The organism is Clostridium sp. KNHs216 (genome assembly GCF_006714885.1).
Classification (GTDB): domain Bacteria; phylum Bacillota; class Clostridia; order Oscillospirales; family Acutalibacteraceae; genus Caproiciproducens.
This window is the reverse complement of sequence record NZ_VFMF01000001.1, coordinates 1599158-1622927: the sequence shown is the minus strand read 5'-3', so window position 1 is coordinate 1622927 and position 23770 is coordinate 1599158. Positions and strand designations below refer to the sequence as shown.

General features: G+C 50.2%; 24 protein-coding genes and 2 pseudogenes. 9 read left to right on the top strand and 17 right to left on the bottom strand.

All coding sequences use genetic code 11. From position 1 onward, the window contains the following. Nucleotide 1 precedes the first annotated feature (1 nt). Nucleotides 2–274 (top strand): acylphosphatase, encoded by a 273-nt coding sequence (locus tag LY85_RS07920; protein WP_141826193.1) that lies wholly within the window; start codon nt 2–4, stop codon nt 272–274. 89 nt (nt 275–363) lie between these two features. On the opposite strand, the gene LY85_RS07915 is transcribed toward LY85_RS07920, so the two are convergent. The 5 genes and pseudogenes from LY85_RS07915 to LY85_RS07895 form a co-directional block, all read right to left on the bottom strand. Further along, complete coding sequence (locus LY85_RS07915; RefSeq protein ID WP_141826192.1) at nt 364–810, bottom strand: transcriptional repressor; 447 nt, start codon at nt 808–810, stop codon at nt 364–366. Nucleotides 811–1059: 249 nt separating this feature from the next. Then, entirely contained in the window at nt 1060–1209 is a 150-nt protein-coding gene (gene rpmG / locus LY85_RS07910; RefSeq protein WP_081928380.1) for a 50S ribosomal protein L33, read from the bottom strand. A gap of 28 nt (nt 1210–1237) precedes the next feature. Then, the gene (gene rpsN / locus LY85_RS07905; protein WP_141826191.1) at nt 1238–1507 is read right to left on the bottom strand and encodes a 30S ribosomal protein S14; all 270 of its coding nucleotides are present in this window, start codon (nt 1505–1507) and stop codon (nt 1238–1240) included. A 34-nt stretch (nt 1508–1541) separates the two neighbouring features. After that, complete coding sequence (locus LY85_RS07900) at nt 1542–1820, bottom strand: zinc-ribbon domain containing protein (protein WP_141826190.1); 279 nt, start codon at nt 1818–1820, stop codon at nt 1542–1544. Between the two features lie 111 nt (nt 1821–1931). Then, a pseudogene (locus LY85_RS07895) lies at nt 1932–2884 on the bottom strand (metal ABC transporter substrate-binding protein). A gap of 252 nt (nt 2885–3136) precedes the next feature. On the opposite strand from LY85_RS07895, the gene LY85_RS07890 reads away from it, so the two are divergent. From LY85_RS07890 to pflB, 5 genes are all read left to right on the top strand, one after another. Then, nucleotides 3137–3820, top strand: coding sequence for a metal ABC transporter ATP-binding protein (locus LY85_RS07890; protein WP_038325700.1), 684 nt, complete (start codon nt 3137–3139; stop codon nt 3818–3820). Then, nucleotides 3807–4616, top strand: a complete 810-nt coding sequence (locus LY85_RS07885) for a metal ABC transporter permease (RefSeq protein WP_038325699.1) — start codon at nt 3807–3809, stop codon at nt 4614–4616. Before LY85_RS07890 ends, LY85_RS07885 begins: the two co-directional genes overlap by 14 nt. A gap of 89 nt (nt 4617–4705) precedes the next feature. Next, nucleotides 4706–5449: a Crp/Fnr family transcriptional regulator gene (locus tag LY85_RS07880; RefSeq protein WP_141826189.1), complete on the top strand. Its 744-nt coding sequence runs from the start codon at nt 4706–4708 to the stop codon at nt 5447–5449. A gap of 219 nt (nt 5450–5668) precedes the next feature. After that, on the top strand, nt 5669–6463 hold the full coding sequence (gene pflA, locus LY85_RS07875; protein WP_141826188.1) for a pyruvate formate-lyase-activating protein: 795 nt from the start codon (nt 5669–5671) through the stop codon (nt 6461–6463). A 109-nt stretch (nt 6464–6572) separates the two neighbouring features. Then, entirely contained in the window at nt 6573–8819 is a 2247-nt protein-coding gene (gene pflB / locus LY85_RS07870) for a formate C-acetyltransferase (RefSeq protein ID WP_141826187.1), read from the top strand. A gap of 205 nt (nt 8820–9024) precedes the next feature. Here the strand turns inward: pflB and LY85_RS07865 are convergent, their stop codons facing one another. From LY85_RS07865 to LY85_RS07850, 4 genes are all read right to left on the bottom strand, one after another. Then, nucleotides 9025–9657, bottom strand: coding sequence for a class I SAM-dependent methyltransferase (locus tag LY85_RS07865; RefSeq protein WP_141826186.1), 633 nt, complete (start codon nt 9655–9657; stop codon nt 9025–9027). 86 nt (nt 9658–9743) lie between these two features. After that, nucleotides 9744–11684: an ABC transporter ATP-binding protein gene (locus LY85_RS07860; protein ID WP_141828019.1), complete on the bottom strand. Its 1941-nt coding sequence runs from the start codon at nt 11682–11684 to the stop codon at nt 9744–9746. Nucleotide 11685: 1 nt separating this feature from the next. Further along, complete coding sequence (locus tag LY85_RS07855) at nt 11686–13437, bottom strand: ABC transporter ATP-binding protein (protein ID WP_141826185.1); 1752 nt, start codon at nt 13435–13437, stop codon at nt 11686–11688. A 29-nt stretch (nt 13438–13466) separates the two neighbouring features. Continuing rightward, a complete protein-coding gene (locus LY85_RS07850) occupies nt 13467–13919 on the bottom strand; it encodes a MarR family transcriptional regulator (protein ID WP_141826184.1) in 453 nt (150 codons plus the stop codon). Between the two features lie 275 nt (nt 13920–14194). On the opposite strand from LY85_RS07850, the pseudogene LY85_RS19510 reads away from it, so the two are divergent. Further along, nucleotides 14195–14296: pseudogene (locus LY85_RS19510) on the top strand (glycine radical enzyme activase); the annotation flags it as partial. A 250-nt stretch (nt 14297–14546) separates the two neighbouring features. Here LY85_RS19510 and LY85_RS07840 read toward each other — a convergent pair. The 8 genes from LY85_RS07840 to LY85_RS07805 are packed head-to-tail and all read right to left on the bottom strand — an operon-like array spanning nt 14547 to nt 21145. Further along, nucleotides 14547–15287: a hypothetical protein gene (locus tag LY85_RS07840; RefSeq protein ID WP_141826183.1), complete on the bottom strand. Its 741-nt coding sequence runs from the start codon at nt 15285–15287 to the stop codon at nt 14547–14549. A gap of 12 nt (nt 15288–15299) precedes the next feature. After that, nucleotides 15300–16241: a hypothetical protein gene (locus tag LY85_RS07835; RefSeq protein ID WP_141826182.1), complete on the bottom strand. Its 942-nt coding sequence runs from the start codon at nt 16239–16241 to the stop codon at nt 15300–15302. Beyond that, nucleotides 16241–17296 carry a siphovirus ReqiPepy6 Gp37-like family protein gene (locus LY85_RS07830; protein WP_141826181.1) on the bottom strand — a complete coding sequence of 352 codons (1056 nt, stop codon included), beginning with the start codon at nt 17294–17296 and terminating at the stop codon, nt 16241–16243. Before LY85_RS07830 ends, LY85_RS07835 begins: the two co-directional genes overlap by 1 nt. Nucleotides 17297–17299: 3 nt before the next feature. Next, a complete protein-coding gene (locus LY85_RS07825; RefSeq protein ID WP_141826180.1) occupies nt 17300–18169 on the bottom strand; it encodes a phage tail domain-containing protein in 870 nt (289 codons plus the stop codon). Further along, a complete protein-coding gene (locus tag LY85_RS07820; RefSeq protein ID WP_141826179.1) occupies nt 18170–19969 on the bottom strand; it encodes a hypothetical protein in 1800 nt (599 codons plus the stop codon). Continuing rightward, complete coding sequence (locus LY85_RS07815) at nt 19962–20270, bottom strand: Gp15 family bacteriophage protein (RefSeq protein ID WP_141826178.1); 309 nt, start codon at nt 20268–20270, stop codon at nt 19962–19964. The genes LY85_RS07820 and LY85_RS07815 overlap by 8 nt, the downstream gene beginning before the upstream one ends. 31 nt (nt 20271–20301) lie before the next feature. Further along, the gene (locus tag LY85_RS07810; protein WP_141826177.1) at nt 20302–20652 is read right to left on the bottom strand and encodes a hypothetical protein; all 351 of its coding nucleotides are present in this window, start codon (nt 20650–20652) and stop codon (nt 20302–20304) included. A 58-nt stretch (nt 20653–20710) separates the two neighbouring features. Continuing rightward, the gene (locus tag LY85_RS07805; protein WP_141826176.1) at nt 20711–21145 is read right to left on the bottom strand and encodes a hypothetical protein; all 435 of its coding nucleotides are present in this window, start codon (nt 21143–21145) and stop codon (nt 20711–20713) included. A 402-nt stretch (nt 21146–21547) separates the two neighbouring features. On the opposite strand from LY85_RS07805, the gene LY85_RS07800 reads away from it, so the two are divergent. Together LY85_RS07800 and LY85_RS07795 are read left to right on the top strand one after the other, a co-directional pair. Beyond that, entirely contained in the window at nt 21548–22345 is a 798-nt protein-coding gene (locus LY85_RS07800; RefSeq protein WP_207705552.1) for a DeoR/GlpR family DNA-binding transcription regulator, read from the top strand. A gap of 303 nt (nt 22346–22648) precedes the next feature. After that, nucleotides 22649–23644, top strand: a complete 996-nt coding sequence (locus LY85_RS07795) for a reverse transcriptase family protein (RefSeq protein ID WP_185741153.1) — start codon at nt 22649–22651, stop codon at nt 23642–23644. Nucleotides 23645–23770 lie beyond the last annotated feature (126 nt).

Sequence of the window (23770 nt, the reverse complement as noted above, 5' to 3'; positions counted from 1 at the left end):
TATGAAAATAAGAGTGCGATACGCTTTTACCGGATGCGTACAGGGGGTCGGCTTCCGTTTCAGAGCCTGTCAGGCGGCACAGCTGCTCGGGCTTACCGGATGGGTGCGCAATGAATTCGACGGCAGCGTGACTGCAGAGGTTCAGGGGGAACGGCATGACGTCAATGCCATGCTGAAAATGCTGCAAAAGGGCTATTATATTACCATTGATCATATCGATTCTAGGGATATTCCGACTGAGCCGGAGGAGAAGTCTTTCAGAATCCTCCGCTGAGGGCGGATTCCATTGAATAGAAACACCGCCCTTCCCCGTTGTGATGGGATAAGGCGGCGTTTTTATCATTCTGAATTCGAGGACGGAATTTAAGCTTTTGGGGGCAGCCCTTTCGCCTGGCATTCAGGGCAATAGCCGTATATATTCAGCTTGTGATCCGTAATGATAAAATGGGTTTGCTCCTGCAGCTTTTCCTCATAGGTCTTCAGGGGACACATATCCAGAGAAATCATTTTTTTACAGCCCAGGCACACTAAATAATGCTTGTGTATCATCCTGTTATATTCATAAAGCGCCTTGTTGCTTTCGTTTATCTTTATTTTGAGGGCTAAATTGTTGTTCACTAAACTGTCCAGCTCCCTGTAAACCGTCGACATGCTGATCGAAAGGTCGTAACGGTTCAGTTCCATAAATATTTGTTCCGCTGCCACAGGCTGAGTCTGTTTTTCTAATATTTCCAGAATAGCCATCCTGCGCTTCGTGTTCTTTAATCCCTTTTGCCTGAGATCCGCGCGGTGATCAGTTTTATTTTTCATAATATCACTCCTGATTCATGCAAATGATCCATTCGCATAGGTTATATGACAGCAGATTGCTCCGGCCAACACCAAACTATCAATCATGCTAAGGGACCGCTGATGGAGTTGGAAAAGGAGAGGGGGTCCTGGCAACTTTATTATAGCACAATTTGTAAAGAAGGAAAGCGTTCGTTTTGCGTGGAATAAGACCTGCCCCCTGCCGTAGCTCAATATCCTACGATAGGGGGCAGGTTCGATGTTATCCTTTTATTTCGTTTCCCTGTGCAGTGTATGCTTGCGCAGCCGGGGACAATACTTCATCATTTCCATTCGTTCCGGGTGGGTCTTCTTGTTTTTTGTTGTCGTGTAGTTCCGATCCCCTGTTTCCGTACAGGCTAATGTGATTTTTACCCGCATGTTTTTTCTTCACCGTCTTTCCCAGCCTCTACCAGCTTGCTTTCCTGACGCCGGGAATTTGCCCGCGATGCGCCAGTTCACGAAATACAATACGGGACACTCCGAATTTCCGCAGATAGCCGTGCGGACGGCCTGTCAGAGAACAGCGGTTATGAACCCGTGTCGGAGATGCGTCACGCGGCAGTTCGCCTAATGCGGCGCGGTCTCCTTTTTCAATCAGTTCCCTGCGCAGCGCAGCGTATTTCTGCACCATTTGCTGCTGCCGCCGATGTTTGATTACAATCGCTTTTTTAGCCAATTCAAACCTCCCTGATATTGAAATCCAAAAAGCTTCACGCCTGTTCTCTCATTTTTGCAAAGCATTCGCTGCAATATACGGGACGCCCCTCGGTTGGCTTAAAGGGGACTTTGCAAGGCTTTCCGCAAGCCGCACATACGGCGTCATACATTGCCCTTTCCGGTTTCTGCCCCTCCTTGCGTTTTTTCCTGCATTCGGGGCAGCGCCTCGGCTCGTTTACAAAACCTTTGGCGGCATAAAATTCCTGTTCCCCGGCTGTCCAGGTAAACTCTTTCCCACAATCCTGACAAACCAGCACCTTGTCTTCGTACATACTGTTTTCCTCACTTTACATGTTTTTGCCCTGGGACGGAGTTCAACCGACACCTTTGGAAATACCAAAAACTCTTGCGTTAAGCTACGAGGGCATATAACCTTCCCAAAATCAGGCTTTGCTTTCCAGACTGGAATAGATTTTACTCAGATTGCTTTCGATCCGCTCCAGATACGTTTTGTTGTCTTCGCCGCCCTCAATGGTATAAATGGTTTCGACATTCGCCCCAACTTCCTTGGCCAACGTTTTTGAAACGTCCGGACTTGCCATTTCTTCCGCAAAAATGGTCGTCACCTTGTTATCTTTGCAGTATTTGACAAGCTCCGTCAACTGCTGTGCGCTGGGTTCTCCCTCAGCGAAGACGTCTTCCACGCTGTTTTGCTCCAGCCCGAAATCACGGCAGAGGTAACCGAAAGCGGCATGACCCGTAACAAAGCTCTTTTTTTCCACGGATTGGAATTTTTTATTGTATTCTGTATAAAGACTTTCCAATTGGGAAATAAAATCATCATAATTTTTCTCATAATATTGTTGGTTGGCTCCGTCGGCCTTGACCAGCGCGTCTTTGATGTTTTTCACTTCCACTTCGGCGCCTTTCAGGCCCAGCCAAATATGAGGATCGTACTGTCCGTGTTCCTCAATTTCTTCCGGATCCGTGTTTTTGATCGCATCCGCGCCCTTTGAAGCTTCCACGGTGATCAGATTCGGATTGTTTGCGGATTTGACCGCATCCTCCGCCCAGGCCTCCATGCCCAGTCCGCTGTATACAAAAACCTGTGCTGTGCTTTCGGCTCGAAATCATGCGGCTCTGTTCCGTCCGGGATAATCGTGGCGACGTCCACCTTGTCTTTGCCGACCGCTTCCGTAAACTCTTTCATGGCGTTAAAAGTTACGGAAACCTTGATCTTGCCGTCTGTGCCCTTGCTTTCTTCCGCGGCCGTACTGGAAGCCGGGACCGCGCCGGACGCCCCCGCGCTCGCCGGATTGTTGCTGGCGCACGCCGAAAGGCCTACGCTCATAACGGCTGCTGCACTGAGCAGGAGCGCCGTATACCGTTTAAACATTTTTGTTACCTCCAAAAAATAATACTTGCAAATGCGACTCATTTGTATTTATAATATAATCCGGAAGAAAATACTTGTCAAGCAATTCCTTGAAAATATTTCTACAGCATTTCCATTTGATTCTGCAACAAGTTTGCGTTCCTCCCCCGCCGAAGGCGGGGGAGGAAAACGCGTTTTGTTTCGTAAACGGAAATGAAATTGCTGTGATAGAAATTTTAATTGATACGCTGAATAGGAAGTAAGGGGATTATTATGATCAAAGCAGAGAACTTGTCTTTTTCGTATACGGGGGCCGCGCCTTTTGTGCTCAAGGGGATCGACCTGAATATACGGCAGGGGGAATATGTTTCCGTAGTGGGGGAAAACGGCTGCGGGAAGAGCACGCTGATGCGGCTGATTTTGAAATTCATAAAACCGACGGAAGGAACCATTACCTCGGAAGCCAGGAGAATTGGATATGTGCCGCAGAAAAATGATTTTTCAAACTCCAATTTTCCGATTACCGTTTATGAGATGTTGAATTCCTACCGTAAGCTTTTGAAAATAAAAAACAAAGATATCCTTACGGAGAATCTGGAGAAAGTTGGGATGTCCGGTTTTTCCGGCGCTTTAATGGGGACGCTGTCCGGCGGACAAACTCAGAAGATCCTGATTGCCAGAGCTTTGATAGGTGATCCCGATTTACTGATTCTGGACGAGCCTTCCACCGGAGTGGATATTGGCAGCCAAAAAGAAATTTATGGCTTTTTGAGGGAAATGAACCGGGAGAATCAAATAACGATTGTTTCGGTAGAACACAATCTGGATGCCGCCGTTTCCAATTCCACGCTGATTTACCATCTGGTCAACGGTCAGGGGCATCTTTGTTCCCCGAAACAGTATGCCGATGAATATTTAAAGAGAAATGATAAGGATGATGCAGATGTTAAATTATAGTTTTATGCAAAACGCATTGTTTGTTTCGGTATTTATTTCCGTTTTATGCCCCTGTATCGGAATTTTTCTGGTCCTCCGGCGCTACTCCATGATCGGGGACACCTTGTCCCATGCTTCCCTGGCCGGGATTACGATCGGGCTGATGTTTAACCAGAATCCCGTTCTGGGAGCGTTTGTTTTTACTTCCATCTGCGGCGCGCTGATCGAATTTCTCAGAACCTATTTTAAAAAATATACGGACTTGATCCTGAGCATTGTGCTTGCGTTAAGCGTAGGCACCGCGATCACCATCATCAGTTCCGGAAAGCTTCATGCCAACGCGGATTCCTTTATGTTCGGCAGTATTCTTACCGTTACCCGGTTCGATATGATCATGGTGGTCGTGCTCAGTGTCATTTCTGTTCTGGCCCTTATTTTTCTGTATCATCAGATGCTTTACATCGCATACGACGAGGAAGCCGCAAAAGTTGCGGGGGTCAGGGTGAAGCTGATCAATTATGTGTTTTCGATCCTTGTGGCCTCCGCAATTTCCGTTTCTATCCGGATCGTGGGCGTTCTGGTGCTCAGCTCCATGATCGCGCTTCCGGTCGCCACCGCTCTGCAGCTGGGGAAAGGATTTAAAGCGACCCTGCTGTTTTCCATTCTTTTCAGCGTGATCGATATTATGCTGGGGCTGTTTGTTTCTTTTTACCTGAATGTGGCTCCGGGCGGCTTTACCGCCCTCGTTTCCGTTGCCGTCCTTGTTTTGGTCCTTCTGGCAAAAAGAATTCAGGCCGGGATTCGGGAAATTCATTGACCATGCCCGGGTATCTTCTTTCTTTGCTCTTTCCCTTATGATCGGGTTATGATAAAATATAGAAAAAGATACTTGAGAGATTGAAATGGATGGGAGAGGGTATTGTCATGGAAAAAGGGGATCAAAAAACGCTGCCCGGATGCTTGAACTGTAAAAACGGTCTTTTATGTACGGCGACGATCCCACTGTTCAGTACGCTCCCGAAAGACATACAGAAAAACCTTACGGAGCACTCCGTGCAGACGACCAAAGCAAAGGGAAGCTTCCTGTTTCGGGCGGGGGAGAAAGTCGACTCTGTTTTGATCATCCGGAAAGGAAGGATTAAGCTCTGTAAATATGATGCGGATGGAAACGAATACATCCTTGATATCATTCACGACGGGGACGCCGTATGGGAAAATCTTTTTCTCGAAAATGCCGTTTTTCCATATTCGGCGGTGTGCCTGTCAAAGGTGGAGCTGTGTGAGATCAGAAAGAGTGAATTTATACAGCTTCTCGCCGATCGCCCGGGGATTGCGATGAACCTGATTTCCCTTCTCTCCCTCCGGTTAAAGGACGCCAATGAAAAGGCGTTGCTGCTTTCCATCCGTGACCCGAAGGTGCGGCTGGCGGGATTTTTGCTGGACAGGGACATTCGATGCGTCGGACCGGAGATCAAGCTGAAGCTGGAGGATATCGCCGCCAGCATTGGACTGCGTCCGGAGACCGTCAGCAGGAACCTGAGCCGGTTTGAAAAGGAAGGTCTTATTCAAAGGCTCGGTCAGGGGAAGATTCTGGTCACGGACCGCAGCGGACTGAAGAAGATTTACGAAGCCAGCCAGTCGGTGAAGTGACCCCCAAAACTCAGTCGGATATTCCACGAAAAATTGCGGATATTTTATGATGCTCCCTCCCCGCCGCAGGCGGGGAGGGAGCATCATAATTTTTTATTCTATAAGAAGGCGGAAAATCGGGTCCCTGATTGAGGAATCCACTCGTTGGAAACTTGATTCTGGTCAAAGAAAAAGAACATCAGCGGGAGTATACTGAAAGCACCAGAAAGGAAGAGGCATATGATCAGAGGAGCAATCCATTCCACAGAATCCTTCGGTTCCGTCGACGGCCCGGGAGTCCGTTTTCTTATCTTTTTAAAGGGATGTATGATGCGCTGCCGCTATTGCCATAACGTCGATACGTGGGACCCTTGTTCCAACGACCTGCGCACGGCGGACGAGCTGCTGGATCAGGCGGAGCGGTACCGCAGCTATTGGGGCAAGGAAGGCGGGATTACCGTCAGCGGCGGGGAACCCCTTTTGCAGATCGATTTTCTTCTCGAGCTGTTTCAGAAGGCCAAAGCGCGCGGAATCCATACCGCAATCGATACGGCGGGCCAGCCTTTTACGAGAGAGGAACCGTTTTTTTCAAAATTCCGGGAGCTGATGCGGTATACGGACCTTCTTTTAATGGATATCAAGCATATCGACCCCGTGGAGCATCGAAAGCTGACGGGACAGCCGAACGGGAATATCCTTGATCTGTTCCGGTATCTGTCCGATATCGGCAAGCCTGTCTGGATCCGGTATGTGCTTGTTCCGGGAATTACGGACGATGACGGTTATCTGCGCAGAACACGGGAATTCATCGCTTCGCTTAAAAATGTGGAGAAGATCGAGGTGCTTCCTTACCATGCCATGGGCCAATACAAATGGAAAGAGCTTGGCATTCCGTATTCTCTGGAAGGGGTCGAATCGCCCGGCGCGGAGCGCGTGAAAAATGCCGAACGGATTCTTCGCGGGGAAAGCGGTGCTTCGGACGCGCAGGGAAACGCTGCGCCGCAAGCAGATGAACCCGACAGCATGAAATACTGAATTGTTGATTACAATCAAGGAATTGGCAGAGCAAATCAGCTAAACTATAGTCAGAACATCGGAGCAGCAGAAGAAAAGACTGCGCGTTATCTCAGAAAGGAGTCATACGATGAGACAGGAATGGAGAAGCTTTAAAGGCTCGCATTGGACGGACGACGTCAATGTGAGAGATTTCATTCAGGACAATTACACACAATATGACGGAGACCAGAGTTTTCTGGCAGAACCGACGGATGCGACGAACAAGCTCTGGGGCAAGGTACAGGAGCTGCAGAAGCAGGAGAGGGCGAACAACGGCGTACTGGATATGGAGACAAAGGTCGTCTCCGGTATCACCTCTTACGGCGCGGCCTACATCGACAGCGGGGACAAGAGCCTTGAAAAGGTCGTGGGACTGCAGACGGACAAACCCCTGAAGAGGGCGTTCATGCCCTACGGCGGAATCAAGATGGCGGAGGAAGCCTGCACCACCTACGGCTATACACCCGCTCCCGAGCTGCATAAGATTTTCACGGATTACCATAAGACGCACAATCAGGCGGTTTTCGACGCGTACACGCCTGAAATGAAAAAGGCCCGCCACAATAAAATCATCACGGGGCTTCCGGATACCTACGGACGCGGGCGCATCGTCGGCGACTACCGCCGCGTTGCCCTTTACGGCATCGATCACCTGATTGAAAAGAAGAAAGAGGATCTTTCTTACTGCGGGTCCGGTATCATGACGGACGAAATCATCCGCCAGAGAGAGGAACTCTCCGACCAGATCAGGGCCTTAAAGGACATGAAGGAAATGGCGGCGGCCTACGGCTTCGATATTTCAAAGCCGGCCGGTAACGCGAAAGAAGCCGTCCAGTGGCTGTACTTCGGGTATCTGGCGGCGATCAGGAGCCAGAACGGCGCGGCGATGAGCGTTGGCCGCGTGTCCACGTTCCTTGACATCTATATCCATCGCGATATGGAGGAAGGAACGCTGACCGAGGCGGAGGCGCAGGAGCTGATCGACCATCTGGTGTTAAAGCTCAGAATGGTGAAGTTCGCCCGTATTCCCTCTTACAACCAGCTGTTTTCCGGGGACCCCGTCTGGGCTACGCTGGAAACGGCGGGGCTTGGAATGGACGGCCGCCACATGGTGACCAAAAACGATTATCGGTTCCTTCACACGCTGGAGAATATGGGACCCGCGCCGGAACCGAACCTGACCGTCCTTTATTCTTCCAAGCTGCCGGAAAGCTATAAGAAATACGCGGCTTATATCTCTGTAAAGACAAGTTCCATCCAATACGAAAACGACGATGTGATGCGCCCGATCTGGGGAGACGACTACAGCATCTGCTGCTGCGTATCCGCGACACAGACCGGTAAGGAAATGCAGTTCTTCGGCGCGCGCGCAAACCTCGCCAAGTGTCTGCTGTACGCCATTAACGGCGGCGTGGATGAAAAGAGCGGCATGCAGGTGGGACCCGCTTACAAGCCCGTCACCTCCGCGGTCCTCGAGTACGAGGACGTGATGGCGAAGTACGACGTCATGATGGATTGGCTTGCGGGGCTTTACGTCAATGTCCTGAACCTGATTCAGTATATGCATGACAAATATTACTACGAAGCGGCGGAAATGGCGCTGATCGATACCGACGTGAGAAGAACCTTCGCAACCGGTATCGCGGGATTCTCCCACGTGGTCGATTCTCTGTCCGCCGTGAAATACGCAAAGGTAACCCCTGTGCGCAACGAGCACGGCGTGGCCGTGGACTTTCAGATCGAAGGCGATTTCCCGCGTTACGGAAACGACGACGACCGCGCGGACGACATTGCCGTATGGCTTTTAAAGACCTTCATGAAGAAGCTGACAAAATATCACACCTATCGTGATTCGGAGCCTACGACATCGATTCTTACGATTACATCCAATGTTGTTTACGGCAAGAATACCGGCACGCTTCCGGACGGAAGACAGGCGTGGACGCCGCTGGCGCCGGGCGCGAATCCGTCCTACGGCGCGGAAAAGAACGGACTTCTCGCTTCCCTGAACTCTGTTGCAAAGCTGCCTTACGAGTATGCGCTCGACGGCATTTCCAATACGCAGACCATTAGTCCGGGTGCGCTTGGTCATACCGAGGGAGAGCAGAGCGAAACCCTCGCGCATGTTCTTGACGGATATTTCGACCGCGGCGCCCATCATCTGAACGTCAACGTCTTCGGCACCGAAAAGCTGAAAGACGCGATGGAACATCCTGAGAAACCGGAGTACGCAAACTTTACGATCCGTGTATCGGGATACGCGGTAAAGTTCATCGACCTGACGAGAGAGCAGCAGCTCGACGTCATCGCGAGAACCTGCCACGACAAAATGTAATCTTTAATAAGAGCGCAAACAGCCGCCGCCACCTGTGTACACAGGTGGCGGCGGCTGTCGTTTCACGGGCTTTGCTTTCTGCAGGAGCAACGACAGCAATTCCATTTCAGTTTGCGAGACAAAACACGTTTCTCCCCCGCCGAAGGCGGGGGAGAAACACAACCTTGTTGCAGAATTAACTGGAAATGCTGTAGGCAAAGGGAAATCAAACATTTTTCTGAATTTCTATAATACCCGAACAAAATGAAAACTTTTGGAAAGTCAGGCTGCAGACCGTGCTAAGCTGATCTTTTAACTCCGAGAATACGAAATAGATTTCTTCATTGTCCCAATCGTCGCCATAAGACTCTTTGCACAGAAGCAGGTCGTTTCTTGTGTAAAAGCAAACGTCGCCGATGAGAATGGAGCCCTGCGCTTCCAGTAAATCAAGGAGTTCGGCAATGAAATTGACCTTGGCTTCATCCGTTAGGTGATGCAGGGCATACGTAGCAACGATAAAATCAAACTTCTGATGATTGAGAGCAGGCGGAACCCCATGTGTAAAGTCCCACTGAAATAAATTAGCGTCCGGCATCCGGGACTGAGCGATTTTCAGCATCTCGGCTGAAAAATCGATTCCTGTTATGATGTTGCCGTGATCGTACAGTTTAGAAGTCAGCGCAGCGGTTCCGAAGCCGATGTCCAACACCCTGGCAGGGGCTTGATTCATGATCGTTCCATAAATCGCGTTCATTAAGGCCGTATATCCGGCAAAAGGATACCGGTTGCTTTCCTCTGCGCTCTTTACAGAATCATCGTAACGATTCGACCAAAGGTCAAATCCGTGATTGCTGAGCATGTGTAATCCTCCAGTTTGACGGTTGTATCAGCGATATTGGTATGGCTTGACCGGTGCGCTCTGCCGGCCAGGCCGGACGGCTGGGTTTATTCCAGTTCAAACGCGCCGGTGTAGAGCTGATAGTATTTCCCCTTTTCGCTGATCAGCTGTTCGTGGCTGCCGCGCTCAATGATGCGGCCGTGTTCCAGAACCATAATGACGTCGGAATTCTGAACGGTGGAAAGGCGGTGCGCAATGACAAACACCGTTCTGCCTTTCATCAGCGCATCCATGCCTTTTTGTACGATGGCTTCGGTTCTGGTGTCGATGGAGGAGGTCGCCTCGTCAAGAATCATGACGGGAGGGTCGGCCACTGCCGCGCGGGCAATGGAAATCAGCTGACGCTGCCCCTGCGAAAGGCCGCTGCCGTCGCCTTCCAGCACGGTATGATACCCCTGCGGAAGCATGCGGATAAATCCGTCGGCGTTTGAAAGCTTTGCGGCCGCGATGCATTCCTCGTCCGTCGCGTCCAGCTTGCCGTAGCGGATGTTATCCATTACCGTTCCCGTAAAGAGGTTCACGTCCTGCAAAACGATGCCGAGCGACCGGCGGAGATCGGCTTTTCTGATTTTGTTGATATTGATTCCGTCATAACGGATTTTCCCGTCGGCAATGTCGTAGAACCGGTTGATCAGGTTGGTGATCGTCGTTTTTCCGGCGCCGGTCGCTCCTACAAAGGCGACCTTTTGGCCCGGCTCCGCGTAAAGCGTGATGTTGTGCAGGACGACGTTGTTTTCGTCGTAGCCGAAGTCCACGTCATTGAAGCGGATGTCTCCCTGCAGCGGCGTATAGGTCACCGCTCCGTCGCTGTGCGGATGCTTCCAGGCCCATGTGTCCGTCCGTTCCCTGCATTCTTTTATTTCGCCGTTTTCTATTTTCGCATTAACCAGGGTAACATATCCGTCGTCCTGCTCGCTTTCCTCGTCCATCAGGTCAAAGATTCTTGACGCGCCGGCGAGCGCCATGATCACCATGTTGAACTGCATGGAAATCTGGCCGATCGGGTTGATAAAGCTGCGGGAAAGGGTAAGGAAGGATACGATCGTACCGATCGTCAGGGCCTGGACCCCGGTGAGGCTTAGGTTGGGAATCCCCGCGATGCCCGCCGCGCCCCCGATGATGGCAAGAAGCACATATAGAATATATCCCATATTGCCGACTACCGGCATGGTAATGTTTCCGTACTTGTTCGCCTCGGTCGCACAGTAGCAGAGGTCCTCGTTCTTTTTATCGAAATCTTCCTCGGTTTTTTCTTCGTGACAGAAGACCTTTACGACTTTCTGGCCGTTGATCATTTCTTCAATATAGCCGTTGACGTCGCCCAGGGACTGCTGCTGCTTCATGAAAAAGGCTCCGCTTCTTCCCACCAGGGCTTTGATTACCTTCAGCAGAATCACGGCGAACACGGCGACAAAAGCGGTAAGGCCGACGCTGAGATAAAGCATGGAGAAAAACGCCGCCGCCACGGAGACGAGGGACGCAAACATCTGCGGCAAGCTTTGGGAGATCGCCTGGCGCAGCGTGTCGGTATCGTTGGTATAACGGCTCATGATATCGCCGTGCGTATGCGTGTCAAAATATCGGATCGGCAGGCTCTGCATATGCGTGAACATTTCATCGCGGATTCTTTTCAGCGTGCCCTGCTCAATGATGACCATCATCCGGTTGTAGAATAATGTGGACAGCACGCCGATGATATAAATCGATCCCATTAAGAGAATTGCTCTGAAAAGGCCCGTGAAGGAAGGGGACGCCTGGCCCAGCAGAGGGATAATGTACTTGTCGATCAGCGTCTGAAGAAACAAAGAGGATGCCGCGCCCGCGGCCGCGCTGATCAGGATACAGACAAAAACGAGAATCAGCTGAATCCGGTAGCCGGCCATATAGGTAAACAGTCTTTTGATCGTACCCGGCTTAAAACGCTGCATCGGGGGCCTTCCGCCCGCCGCCGCTTTGCCGTGTACCTGCGGATTTTCTTTCGACGGCATTTTACTCATGGAGAGCACCTCCTCTGTTCTGAGACTCGTAGACTTCCCTGTAAATGGCACAGGTCCCGAGCAGTTCCTCGTGCGTCCCGACCGCATTGATTTTGCCGTCGTCGAGCACAATGATTTTGTCGGCGTCCTGAACGGAGGAAACACGCTGTGCGATGATGATTTTCGTCGTGTTCGGGATATCCTGCCGAAATGCCTGGCGGATCAATTCGTCGGTCTTGGTGTCGACCGCGCTGGTGGAATCGTCCAGAATCAGAATTTTGGGCTTTTTCAGCAGTGCCCGCGCAATGCACAGCCGCTGCTTCTGTCCGCCGGACACATTGGTGCCGCCCTGCTCGATATAGGTGTCGTACTGATCCGGAAATTCCCGGATGAAGCCGTCGGCCTGGGCAAGGCTGCAGGCATGGATCATTTCTTCCTCTGTGGCGTCCGCATTGCCCCAGCGAAGGTTCTCTTTGATCGTGCCGGAGAAAAGTACGTTTTTCTGCAGCACCATCGCCACCTGATTGCGGAGCGATTCAATATCGTAATCCCGCACGTCGACGCCGCCGACGGTTACTTTCCCGTTCGTGACATCATAAAGACGCGGAATCAGCTGAACGAGGCTCGATTTTGAAGAACCGGTTCCGCCGAGAATACCGACCGTTTCTCCCGACGCGATGGACAGGTTGATATCGTCAAGGACCGGCTTGTCGGCCTTTCTGGAATAAGTAAAAGTGACGTTTTCAAAGACGATGGAACCGTCCTGTACGGTATACAGCGGATTTTCCCCGTTTTTCAGATCGCTTTCCTCATTCAGCACTTCCACAATACGTTCCGCCGAAGCGCGGGCAATGATAATCATGACAAACACCATGGAAAGCATCATCAGGCTCATCAGTATCTGCAGGGCGTAGGTGATCAGGCTGGCCAGTTCTCCCGTCGAAAGCCCGATTACGGGATTGTTGCCGCTGGCGATGATTTCTTTGGCGCCAAACCAGGAAAGCAAGAGCATACTGGCATAAAGGCAAAGCTGCATCAGCGGCATATTGAACGCAATTCTTTTTTCCGCCTTTGTGAAATCCTGAAAAATCGACTGGGAAATGTCCGCGAATTTCTCCTCTTCATGATCCTCCCGGATATAGGATTTGACGACCCGGATGCCAAGCAGATTTTCCTGAACAATGCGGTTCAGCTTGTCGTAGGTATTGAATACCCGCACGAAAACAGGGTGGACATGCGAGATGATCAGCCAGAGTCCTACGCCGAGCACGGGGATCGTCGCAAGAAAGATCAGGGAAAGGCGAACGTCGATCCGGAAAGAAAAAATCAACGCGAACACGATCATCATGGGCGCGCGGACCCCGAGACGGACCAGCATCTGATAAGCGTTCTGTACATTGGTAACGTCGGTGGTGAGCCGTGTGATGATACTGGCGGTTGAAAATTTATCAATATTGGAAAAAGAAAATTTCTGCACGTTATAGAACATGTCGCGGCGTAAATTTTTTGCAAAGCCCGCAGAAGCGACCGCCGCGCTGCGGCCCGCGAGAACGCCGGTCAGCAGCGAGATCATCGCGCAGACAATCAGCGCAAGCCCTATCCACAGGACATTGGGCATGTTTTTCTGATTGATTCCGTAGTCGATCAGATACGCCATCAGCGTAGGGATGACGATTTCAAGGATCGACTCGAAGGTCACATATACCGGGGCAAGCAGGGTGTTCTTCTTATATTCTCTCACGCTGGAGAGAAGCTTTTTCATCATATAAAATCTCCTTAACGTTTACTAAAATGTCAGGAAAGAGCAGGATTCATATTGGATATATTTGTCCTCATCCTCTGCAGGTAAGAGTACAGCGTTTCCACTTCTTCCTCCGTAAATCCGTTTGTCAGGGTCCGTTCCATCCTCTCTGCATCCTCCCGCATGAGCCCTTTGATTTTCCATGCTTTTTCCGTGAGGACAAGCTTTTTCAGGCGCGCGTCCTGCGCGACCGCCTGCCTTTGAATCAGCCCCTTTTGTTCCATCAGGCTGAGTACCTTCGACGCTGTGGAACGGGTGATGGTAAAGTGATCCTCCAAATCCTTCTGATAGATATCTTTGTCTGCATTATCGGCAAGATAGCCGATAATCCACCCGTTGTTTCCGGTGATGGTTTCGATTTCATTTTTATGGGAAGAAAATTCAAAATAGCGCCGGATCATATTGTTCAGCGAGCGAAGTTCCAGCCCAATCCTCATCTTTTCCATACAGCACTTCCTTTCTATAACTTAATATGATTTGAATCATATGTTTTATATCATACAGTTCTATGTAAAACATTATAACGATCGACTCGCGATCCGTCAATATTAGCTTTGGTTAATTTCAGCAAAAAAATGGAAGCTAAAACTGGTAAAATTGCTGATCTTGCAAGGGATTCTTGCTTCGTCTATTACGGAAACATTTCGGCCGACAGAATGTGAAAAGGCTGGAAAACTGGAGGCTTTTTGAATCGGATCAACTGATGAGAATCAGTGTTTTAATGGCTTCGGCCCCGGTCAACAAAATCATTCCCTTTAGTTTGGTGAATAGTCCGGGAAGCAGGACTTCCGTGTTTTTACAGGGCTGCAATCTCCGCTGTCTCGCGGATAGGAATGACCTGGATGCTGGATTTATACGAACTGGCACAGAAACACAGATTTCGTAAAATAAGCATTGTGTAATGAAAATAAATAGTAGGACAAAGGGACAAGGGGGAAACGATGTTTCCCCCTTGTCCCTTTTGAAATCAAATAATTTGTATACGGCAATGTGTATACTTCCCCCGTGATCTACTGATAATGGGCAAGTCCGTGTCGTCTGAAAATTTGATTGTTGAAATATTTATTCCTCCTTTATCCATCATGATCTCTAATGTTCGGATCAATTGCCTTACCGGACATTGATTCTCCAGCAATTTCAGAGATATAACCTGTGACGGTAAAATCAGATGTATCAAATTGACTAGATGCATATTCAGCCCATGCAGTTGCTTGAATTTCGATACCAACAATATCCATGTCCGATGGAACGATTACACCCCAATTGTCTCTATTTACTGTTTTACTGGTTTTTCCAGAAACCTGTAATTCTGGATCATCAAGAGAAGACCACACCTGTTGACGTTCACCATCAGACTTTATAACAATAAAAAGGCAGTAAGCTGTATAAGAAGAACCAATACCAAAAGAAACATGTGACATTTTAAAAAGATATTCACCGGTTTTATATGAAATTGGTTCATTAAAATTAAGACGGGCATAACAGTTTCCACCACTAACTGTGCCGGAATGTGCGCCATCAAGTAAAATAACATATGCATCTAGATACATTTGAATAGTGTTTGGCCATGAACCAGTGACACTCGCTGGAGGTGTAATACTAGTGGTGTAGTATCTATGTGCTTTGTCGCTGACATATGGATTGTATACACCAGTGCATTGTCCGCTGATCTGATTTGGGAATGCACTATACGATTGCTTCCACACGCCGCCTGCATTGGCAAACGCCTTTTTTACCGGGTGCCATATCCCATTTATATTGACAAACGGCTTTGCATTATGGGATACACCACCGATATTACAAGATATTGGCATACTCACACCTCTTTACGAATATTGTAGCCATATGTCGCCGTCCTGGCCACCGGATGGCCCCCCTGTAGACATGGTGATATTGCGTAGGCTCGCGCCACCGGATCCGACTGCGTGACTGCTGTAATGGGCGTAATCTGCCGTGCCTCCGTTGGCGGGAAGGCTGCCGGGAATCGCCGGATACGCCGGAAACTGCAATTCCGTTCCGCTCTTAGTCACCGCCGCGCCGCCGAGGGTGGCGGACTGAACAGCCCCGCTGATCTTATCATGATCTTCCTGGGTGACGTGCGCTACCGTGTCGGCCTCGTGCGTCTGAATCATATTGAGCAGATTGCCTGCCGCACTTTCGTCAAGGACGTCACGGATACTTTGAAACCAGGCCGTAAACTCTGCTTGATTTTTTGCTTTGAACTGTGCCAGATCGGACTGAATCTGATTGTAGAAAGTGGATGTGTCCACCTGTGTCACAATGCTTGTCACGATCCCGCAAACCGCGCTGTCCAATCGCGTGTCCGTTATGACCGCCTGGGTGATTGCCGTCGCACCGGGTGCAATGTAAATTTCGGCCAGCTTCAGGTCGTACTGCTCTGCGGTACGTGAAATGGCGGGGGCAACCGGATTGCTGGAAAATTCGCCGGTCAGCACCTGTGCCGTAATGGAACGCTCATTCACGTCCCAGCGCAGAACAACGGTGTCCTTTCTAGCCAGTACGCCATCGGCGTTGGCAATGGGAAGCGCTTTATCGCTGTCGTTTTCGTACTTGTACCGTTCGCCGTTCGGTCCCAACCACGCCCGGCCGGCCGGGACGACGACCTGCATGTTTTCACCGGCAGTAACGGCCAGCTCACCGTTATAAACGCCGTTTGAAACAAAGCATCCGGCCCATTTTGCCAAAAAGCTTACGGAATATTTCCGGTCGCCGTTTACACTTCGAAAAAATCCACTGTTTTCAGCCATTATGTATCACTCCCTAAATTTAATGTTTCCGGCAGCGGAGTCCCGCAAACCGGGGTAATCGTTTCGACTCCGTTTTCATAGACTTCTTCAACCTCGGTAATTCTCTGGTCAAGGCGCAGTTCCCATTTTTCAAAGCTCACGATATCGCCAAGGTCCCAGTCGGTCAGGTATTGAAAGTTTTCCGTGTTGACGGCCGCGGCCTCAAAGCTTTCCGCTTTTGCAGTTTCAGCCAGCTGAACCAGTCCCCGCTGCATGAGCTGTGTCCTGTATTCATCGTCCGTCAGATCGCCTTTTTGAATGTCGCCGGCATCTACCCAAAGTTCCCGCCGGGTTTCTCCGCCCGTCTGGTCCACCTCAACAACCGTGCGGACGGCGTCGTCGCTTTCTGTGACTACATAGGCGAAGTTTCTGTATCCGGTCGTGTCCAATGTGTAGCCTGGCTCCCGGATGTTTCCGAATCCGTCGCTGAAAAGAACATAAGGGTTATCCAGTTGTCCTACGGTATGATCTTTTCCGTCATAGGCTTCAAACACCCACTTTTGATCCGGAATATCCAGCCTGACCCGGAAGCCGAGCGGAGCGGACTTTGACAGAGCCTTCAGCGCGGAAAGAACATTTTTACCGCTGACCTGAAAACTGCACGAGGAAGGAAAGCTCTGCTGCGCTCCAAGTGTAAGAAATGGAATCGGGCGCGCGGCAATCGCATTTTCCGAAACGAGCTTCCTCATGGCGTCCTCCACTGTGCCGGAAAAGCTGATTGCCGGAAGGATGATTCGTTGATCCAGCAGAGAGGAACCCATTCGCCCGGAGGCCTCTATCTCGCTGCCTCCATCCCTGCTTTCCGAAATTTTTACACTCTCAATGATTCCCGCTTCCTGTCGGTCAAGACGGTGCAAAACGTTGCCCGCACGCAGGAGAAAAAGGTTCTCCTGCGTGGCCGGGACATGCAGCTCGAATTCTCCCGGTTCAAAAAAGCGGCGGCGCCAGCGCAGGGAGGAGAAGCTGTCAATTACACCCTGCTGCTCCAGCGTTTCGCTGTAAATATACAATTCCAATTCCTACGCCCCCCAATACGCCTGAGTGCTTAAAATGGACACGCTTAGGCTGTCTATGCCGGAATCGGCATCATACCGGAACAGGTTATCCCCTTCGTATGCCATCAGCCATTTGGGCGGGTATGCCATGAGATTATTGATATTGAAGGTTCTGCCACCTGAAATCAGCTGGACATTTTTGTTTCCGGTGCCGGTGGTAATGAGAATCTTATCGCCGATGTGCATCGTCGTATTTATTTTCATCAGTTCATGCCGGTTAATGTCGTACAGCGAGGGGTTGACTACCTCACCGGAAGCCGTAAACGCCACAGTCAAACCCATTGGAACGGAACTGTCGTTATGGACGTTTCCGATGAGGGTGTTCACCTTTTCCGTCAAAGCAAACGGTTCTTCCCTGATTTCCACGTCCCATTCAATCAAACCGTCCCACGCGGCAAGCTGAGTCAGGCTGTCCTGAGCGGAATAAAATCTGGGATCGGGGCAAATGAGCGAAATTGTGACGCTCCGCGTTTCATACGGCGAGCTGCCCGCGGGGGAGAAGCTTTCCGCCTCAGGGTCGACTTTTTCCACATAATAACCGATTCTTTTAGGTGTGCCGCCTTCAAGGGTAAGCGTTCCGGGTGAGTTTTCCTGAAAAAAACGATAGAGACGTCCAACCTGTTTTTCAAAATCCCCGCGGCTGATCTCCAGATTGAAAACAATGTTGCGCTTCTGTGCGTCGGAGCCGTTGTAGTTTTCTCCATCCTGTCCGCTGGTTTTCGCAGTATAAACGTTAAAGGAAGAGCCGAGACCGTCTACGGAAACCAGCCAGCAGGGAGCGAAAGCTCCAAACGACATCGTTGCTCCGCGGGTGTTATTGCATATCAGTTTCATTCAGCGCCTCCGAAGAAATAGTGATAGTCTTTGTGCGTTCTGCCTCTCCTGCCGCGCGATTTCCACAGGACTGAGCGCCTTGGGACTCTGGAACGTCGGGTGATAGTCAATCACCGGGCGGGAAATGCCGGCTGCAAACAAAGAGCCTTGCTGCTGTGCTGCAAAAGCAGAGCCGCCGCCTGACACGGCGAGAGCCGGGGTCACACTCAGCCCCACGGACATTGCTCCGGCGAGGTCCATCAGTGCGGCAGTGACCAGTGATTTATTTTCAAGGATACCCGAAGCAAGCCCTTTCATCATATCCGGCATCCAGGTCGGAAAATCTACAAGAGGACCTTCGTCGGGTACGCTGAAATGCAGAAATTTCCGGATATCCTGCGCAATTCCCGCGACGGCGTCTCCAACCGCAGCCGCGGCAGATTTAATCCCGTCCACAATGCCGCCAATGATGTCTTTTCCCCATTGTAGCGCCTGGTGGGGCAGATCCTTAATCCAGTCGATTGCCTGCCCGATTCCCGTCTGAACAGCACTTACAACCGTATGGATCGTGCTGTCTATCCCGCTTTTCATCGATTCAAACATTTTTGCACCGATCTGCATCAGGGTCGCGGGCAGGGAGCGGAACCAGCTGATAATCGAGTCCCACAGCGTTGTGATTCCGGTTTTAATCTTTGTACCGGTTGTTGTGACAATGGAAACAAAACCGTTCCATGTGCTGGTAAAGATGGTTCCGATAACGGTGAACACACCGCGGAAATACTGCTGAATGCCGGTCCAGATTTGCTTGAGCGCATTCTGAATATTTGTGAAAATCTTTATCAGGTCCGGAAGAATTTTTCCAAAGTTCCCGGATATCAGATCACAGATCAGCAGTATCGGACCCAGAATGATGTTCTTCAGAAGAGTAAAGGTGCCGGTGAAGATATTCTGTACTCCGGTCAGGATTTGCTTAAAGGTCGTCTGAAGGCCGGTGAATGGTGTCAAAATGGACTGAACGAGAGGCTGAACCATCTTTTTAACAACTGCAGATATGGTGTTCCAAAGATTCGTCATCCCTCCGGTCAGCACACTCCATAGATTGGTAAAGTAAGCCGGTATCCCGACGACAAAGGCCTTAATGTTGTTCCAGGTATCCTGAAAATAATGCAGAAAGGTACCGGTGAACCAGGTCCCCAGCACTTTTGCCTGTGCTTGCAGTGTGTTCCATAAATTTTGAAAGAATGCGCTGATCGGTCCCCAATTTTGTACGATAAGAGCAACGACGGTGGAAATCGCTACCAAGGCCCCGATAAAAAGCAATGCCTGAACGGTGGAAACACTTAGTAATGATGGAATAGTAGTTAATCCCGTTTCCGCACCCTTAGAAGATTTTAAGACATCACTGAAGGTTTTGAATGTATTTGCGACCGTGTTGACTTTACTTGTCACTGAGATAAACTGTTCCACAAAGCCAATGGCGGAACCGAATGCAATTGGGATTTGATTGGACATGCTTAGCACAACTTGGTCAATTTTTGGACCTAAGTTTTGAACAAGTACAGCGCCCAGTGTTTGAACGGACAGGCCCATTTGATTACATATAGAAGATAATTTTTGAGAGGCAGTTTCAAATTGAGGCACAAAATTATTGATTGCTGTTTGCATATTGGTTGAAAAGATTCCGCTTAGATTTAAAAGTTCAGTGGATAAAGCCTGTTTTAAACTTTGCCCTGCCTGAATGCCTGCTGTACCAGCCAGAGCGATTAATTCTTTCACATCCAGCTCATAGGACAGTGATATTTCTTCCTTGCTATCAGCCATCCTGATCCCTCCTTTCATAAAACATGGATTTTAAGCTTTCACGCAGATGTTCGCTGTCTTCAAGCTTCTTCTCAGGCGTCGTCCGGCTGTTCAGCCAAACGTACCAATCGTTCCGCAGCTTTTTCTGCGCAGGGGATAATGAATTCAATTCGTCCCCCTCTGCCATGCGGATCGAGATGATGCGGGCAAGCTGACTTTCTCCCGGAAGGTTGGCCAGAAAAGCGCTGAATTCCCGCCAGCTCATGCGGGTTTCCGCAATCCGCAGGCGGATGCCGTAGGACGCTGCGAACGACGCGCAGATAAGATCATAATCGTATTCGGGATCGAACCCGTTATTTTGTACGGTGTTCCGGCTCCCGAAAGGAAGATGGGGATGCTTTTCCCATCTGTTCTTCCAGTTCGCCCATCTCTTTGCCGGTCATCGCGGCCATAACAGCTATTTCCAGCTTCTGAAGAAGGGAAAAAGGGATACTGTGGGAAAGAATTTCGTCTGCAGCAGCCTCGCCGCCGGTCAGCGAAAAAGAAAGGAAACTGCGAATGGAATCTGCGTCGCCTTTCAGGTCCGAAGCAAAACGCTGCATGCTCAGCACTTTTTTAAAGTCGCTGTCCACCTCGTAGGACTTTCCGAAAATCGTTACGGCGGGCCGGGTCTGATCGGTATAACGGTCAAGATCAATGTTCAAATTTTTCATCCTTTCAAAAAGCAGGTCGGGCATAAAGCCCGACTTGTTTTTTCATTTTTTACGCATGTGTCGCTTCCAGATATTCCGGCTTTCCGTCGACGGTATAGGTCCATTCCATGGAATCCATATCCGTTGAGGCGCCGCCGAACGACGAGGTAATGTCGACAAGCCCGTCGCAGGAAAGGGCGTCGCCGTTCGGGAAAGTGATTTTCAATACGGCCGCACAGCCGCTTCCGATTGACAGCAGCTTATTTGCAACGAAATCGTTGCCGGCGTCGCCGTAGCACCGCTTTCCTTTAAAAGTCAGGGACAAGGTTTTCCCGGTTACCATGTTTCGGGCCCAGCCCTTTAACTCCATCGGGTTCCAGGCTTTTGTGGTTCCTTTCAACTTCATCTCCATACTTTCCACGTTGGAGACCGTGCTGAGCTGCGGTTCCCCTGTTTCTACGGGTGTACCAATTTCAATTTTGTAGTCGCTTACTGAATAAACCATTCTTTTCCGTCCTTTCAAAATTTAGTTGCGGTCTGAAAACCTCCTTCGATCGTTTATCACATGTTTTGCCAATGCTGAGGGAGGTATTTCTCTCAACTACCCCTGCTAAACCATGAGAAATTGCCTTGAACAGGCTAATTAAAAAAGAAATGATAAAAAATATTTAGATGGATATCATGCGATCCCCTTAAAAACTGTTGGAATTAAGATATGTTTCTGACAGACAGTGCCCCCGGCAAAGCCGGGGGCACTGTCTGTTTATACGAAAAATGAATCAATTGACGTTTTTTCTTCATTATGGTAAAATGATCTTAAATACAACAAAAGAAAACAATTTTTCCTGTTTGATAATGAATGGTTCGGATACCCAAAATGTCTTTATAAAAAGGGGAGGTTTGGACAATGGAAATGAGTGCCGCACGACGCAGAATGGAAATTTATCAGCTTCTGCAAAAGGAGAGCTCCGTGGCGGTCAATGATCTGGCGGAGCGGTTCCACGTTTCCGCTATGACGATTCGCAGGGACCTTCTTTTCTTTGAAAAACAGGGCTTTGTGACAACCAGCTACGGGGGAGCGTACTTAAATACCCGCACGGCGATCGAACCGAGCTTTTCCGTGAAATCCGGCCAGATGACCGATCGAAAGAGGGATATCGGGTACGAAGCGTCCCAACTGATCGAGGACGGCGATACCGTGATTATCGACTGCGGAACCACAACCCTGCAAATTGCCAGATACATCCAGGAAAAAAAGCTGACCGTTATTACCAACTCTTGGCCGGTGGTCCAGTATTTGGGGAGCCGTCCGAAAATCCGGCTGATTCTTGCCCCGGGGGAATACAACGAGGTTTCCGCGGGAACCATCAGCGGAATGACCGCCGAGTTTTTTCAGAATTTCCGGGCAGACAAGGTGTTTTCCGGTACGCACGGGTGCAGTCTGGAGTACGGCACAACAGTGCCGGAGCCGGAGGATGCTCTGGTAAAGAAGGCTCTGCTCCACGCTGGAAACCGCAAATACCTTCTGGCGGACCATACCAAATTCGGACAGACGTATCTGACCCGGTACGCCGACCTTTCCGAATTTGACTGCGTCATCACCGACGGCGGCATTCCGCAGACGTATTACTCCAAGCTGGAGAAGGTGTGTAAAAAAATCATGACCGCAAGGCAGGACGCGGAAAGACGGGAACAGAAGGATTAAGAACTGCTGCGGCATAGGACAAAAAAGCTGGGGTGGGCTGGATTATTTCGGCCCGATGTGGTAAAGTACATGATAAGCGGAAACGGCAGCAGATTCTGCGGATTTTTTTCGCAGGAGGACGGCGAGTCGCCGCCCCCGAAAGGGTAAAAGGACCTGCGCTGCGCGCGCAGAAAGCAATCCTCACCGTGTAACCATACACTTCATGTATTTTAAAACACGGCTGCGGTTGCATTCCGAAGGAAGATTTTGTGCCTTTTCCGCTTATTAAAAAATCAGCCGGGTCTGCGGCAGGAGGCAATGGCCATGCTTCATACGCTTGAAGACTTTTGCAGATATCTTTACCATAACCGGGACGAGCGGAAGTTTTACCGGTGCTATTACCAGCTTTTGCGCCTCTCCCGTGAAAAATACCGGTGCAGCTGTTACACCCTTCGTGAGCTGCCGAAAGGAGAAGCCGGTACGCGGCTGCTCTGTGTTCCGAACCGCGCGCTCAGAAGGGTCCAGAAAGGCATTTTAGGGTTGCTGCCCGCCGCCGGGCCGTGCTGTGTGACCGCTTATTTGCCGGGGAAATCCGTACTGGACAACGCGCGCCCCCATCTGGGACAGCCTTTGGTGGTCAAGCTGGACATCCGTGCTTTTTTCGACAGCATTTCTTTCGCGCAGGTATTCCGCGCCGTTGACCGTGCGCTGGAGGCTTCTCCTTACGTGGGGTGCCATTATCTGAATGCGGATGACCGCTCTTCTTTGGAAAATCGGAATTACAACAGCGTTCTCAGCTTCTATTTTGCGCGTTTTTGCACCCGGGGCGGCTCGCTTCCCCAGGGTGCGCCGACCAGTCCCCTTCTTTCCAATCTGGTTTTTGGGCCGATCGACGGCCAAATCAGTGCGTATTGCGGCAGGCGCGGGATCGCCTATACCCGTTACAGCGATGATATGACTTTTTCCGGTACCTTCAATCCGCTGGCACTCATCGATTTTGTGCGGCGCGTTCTGGCGGAAAACGGGTTCACCCTAAACGACCGGAAAACGCGGATTTTAAATCGCGGACAGCGGAGAAAGATTACCGGGGTAGTGGCAAATCAAAAGCTTCAGGCCCCCAGGGAATACCGCCGCGATATCCGCAAGGAGCTGTACTATATCCGGAAATACGGATGGGAGTCCCATCTTTCCCATGAGAACATAGCACAGGGGCCGGAGGAGTACCGGCGCGGCCTGCTTGGGCGCGTCGGCTTTGTGCTGCAGCTCTGTCCTGCGGACGGCGAATTTCAGCAGTACAGGCAGTGGCTTTTGGAAAATTGAAAGGCGCGCGACCGCGGCCGGTTATGGTATAATCTTTTTTATGATCCTTCGGGCATCTCTTCGGAGATGCTTTTTTTATTTCCAGTTTTTTCTTTAGACAAATTCGCTAAATATGGGAGCGTATTA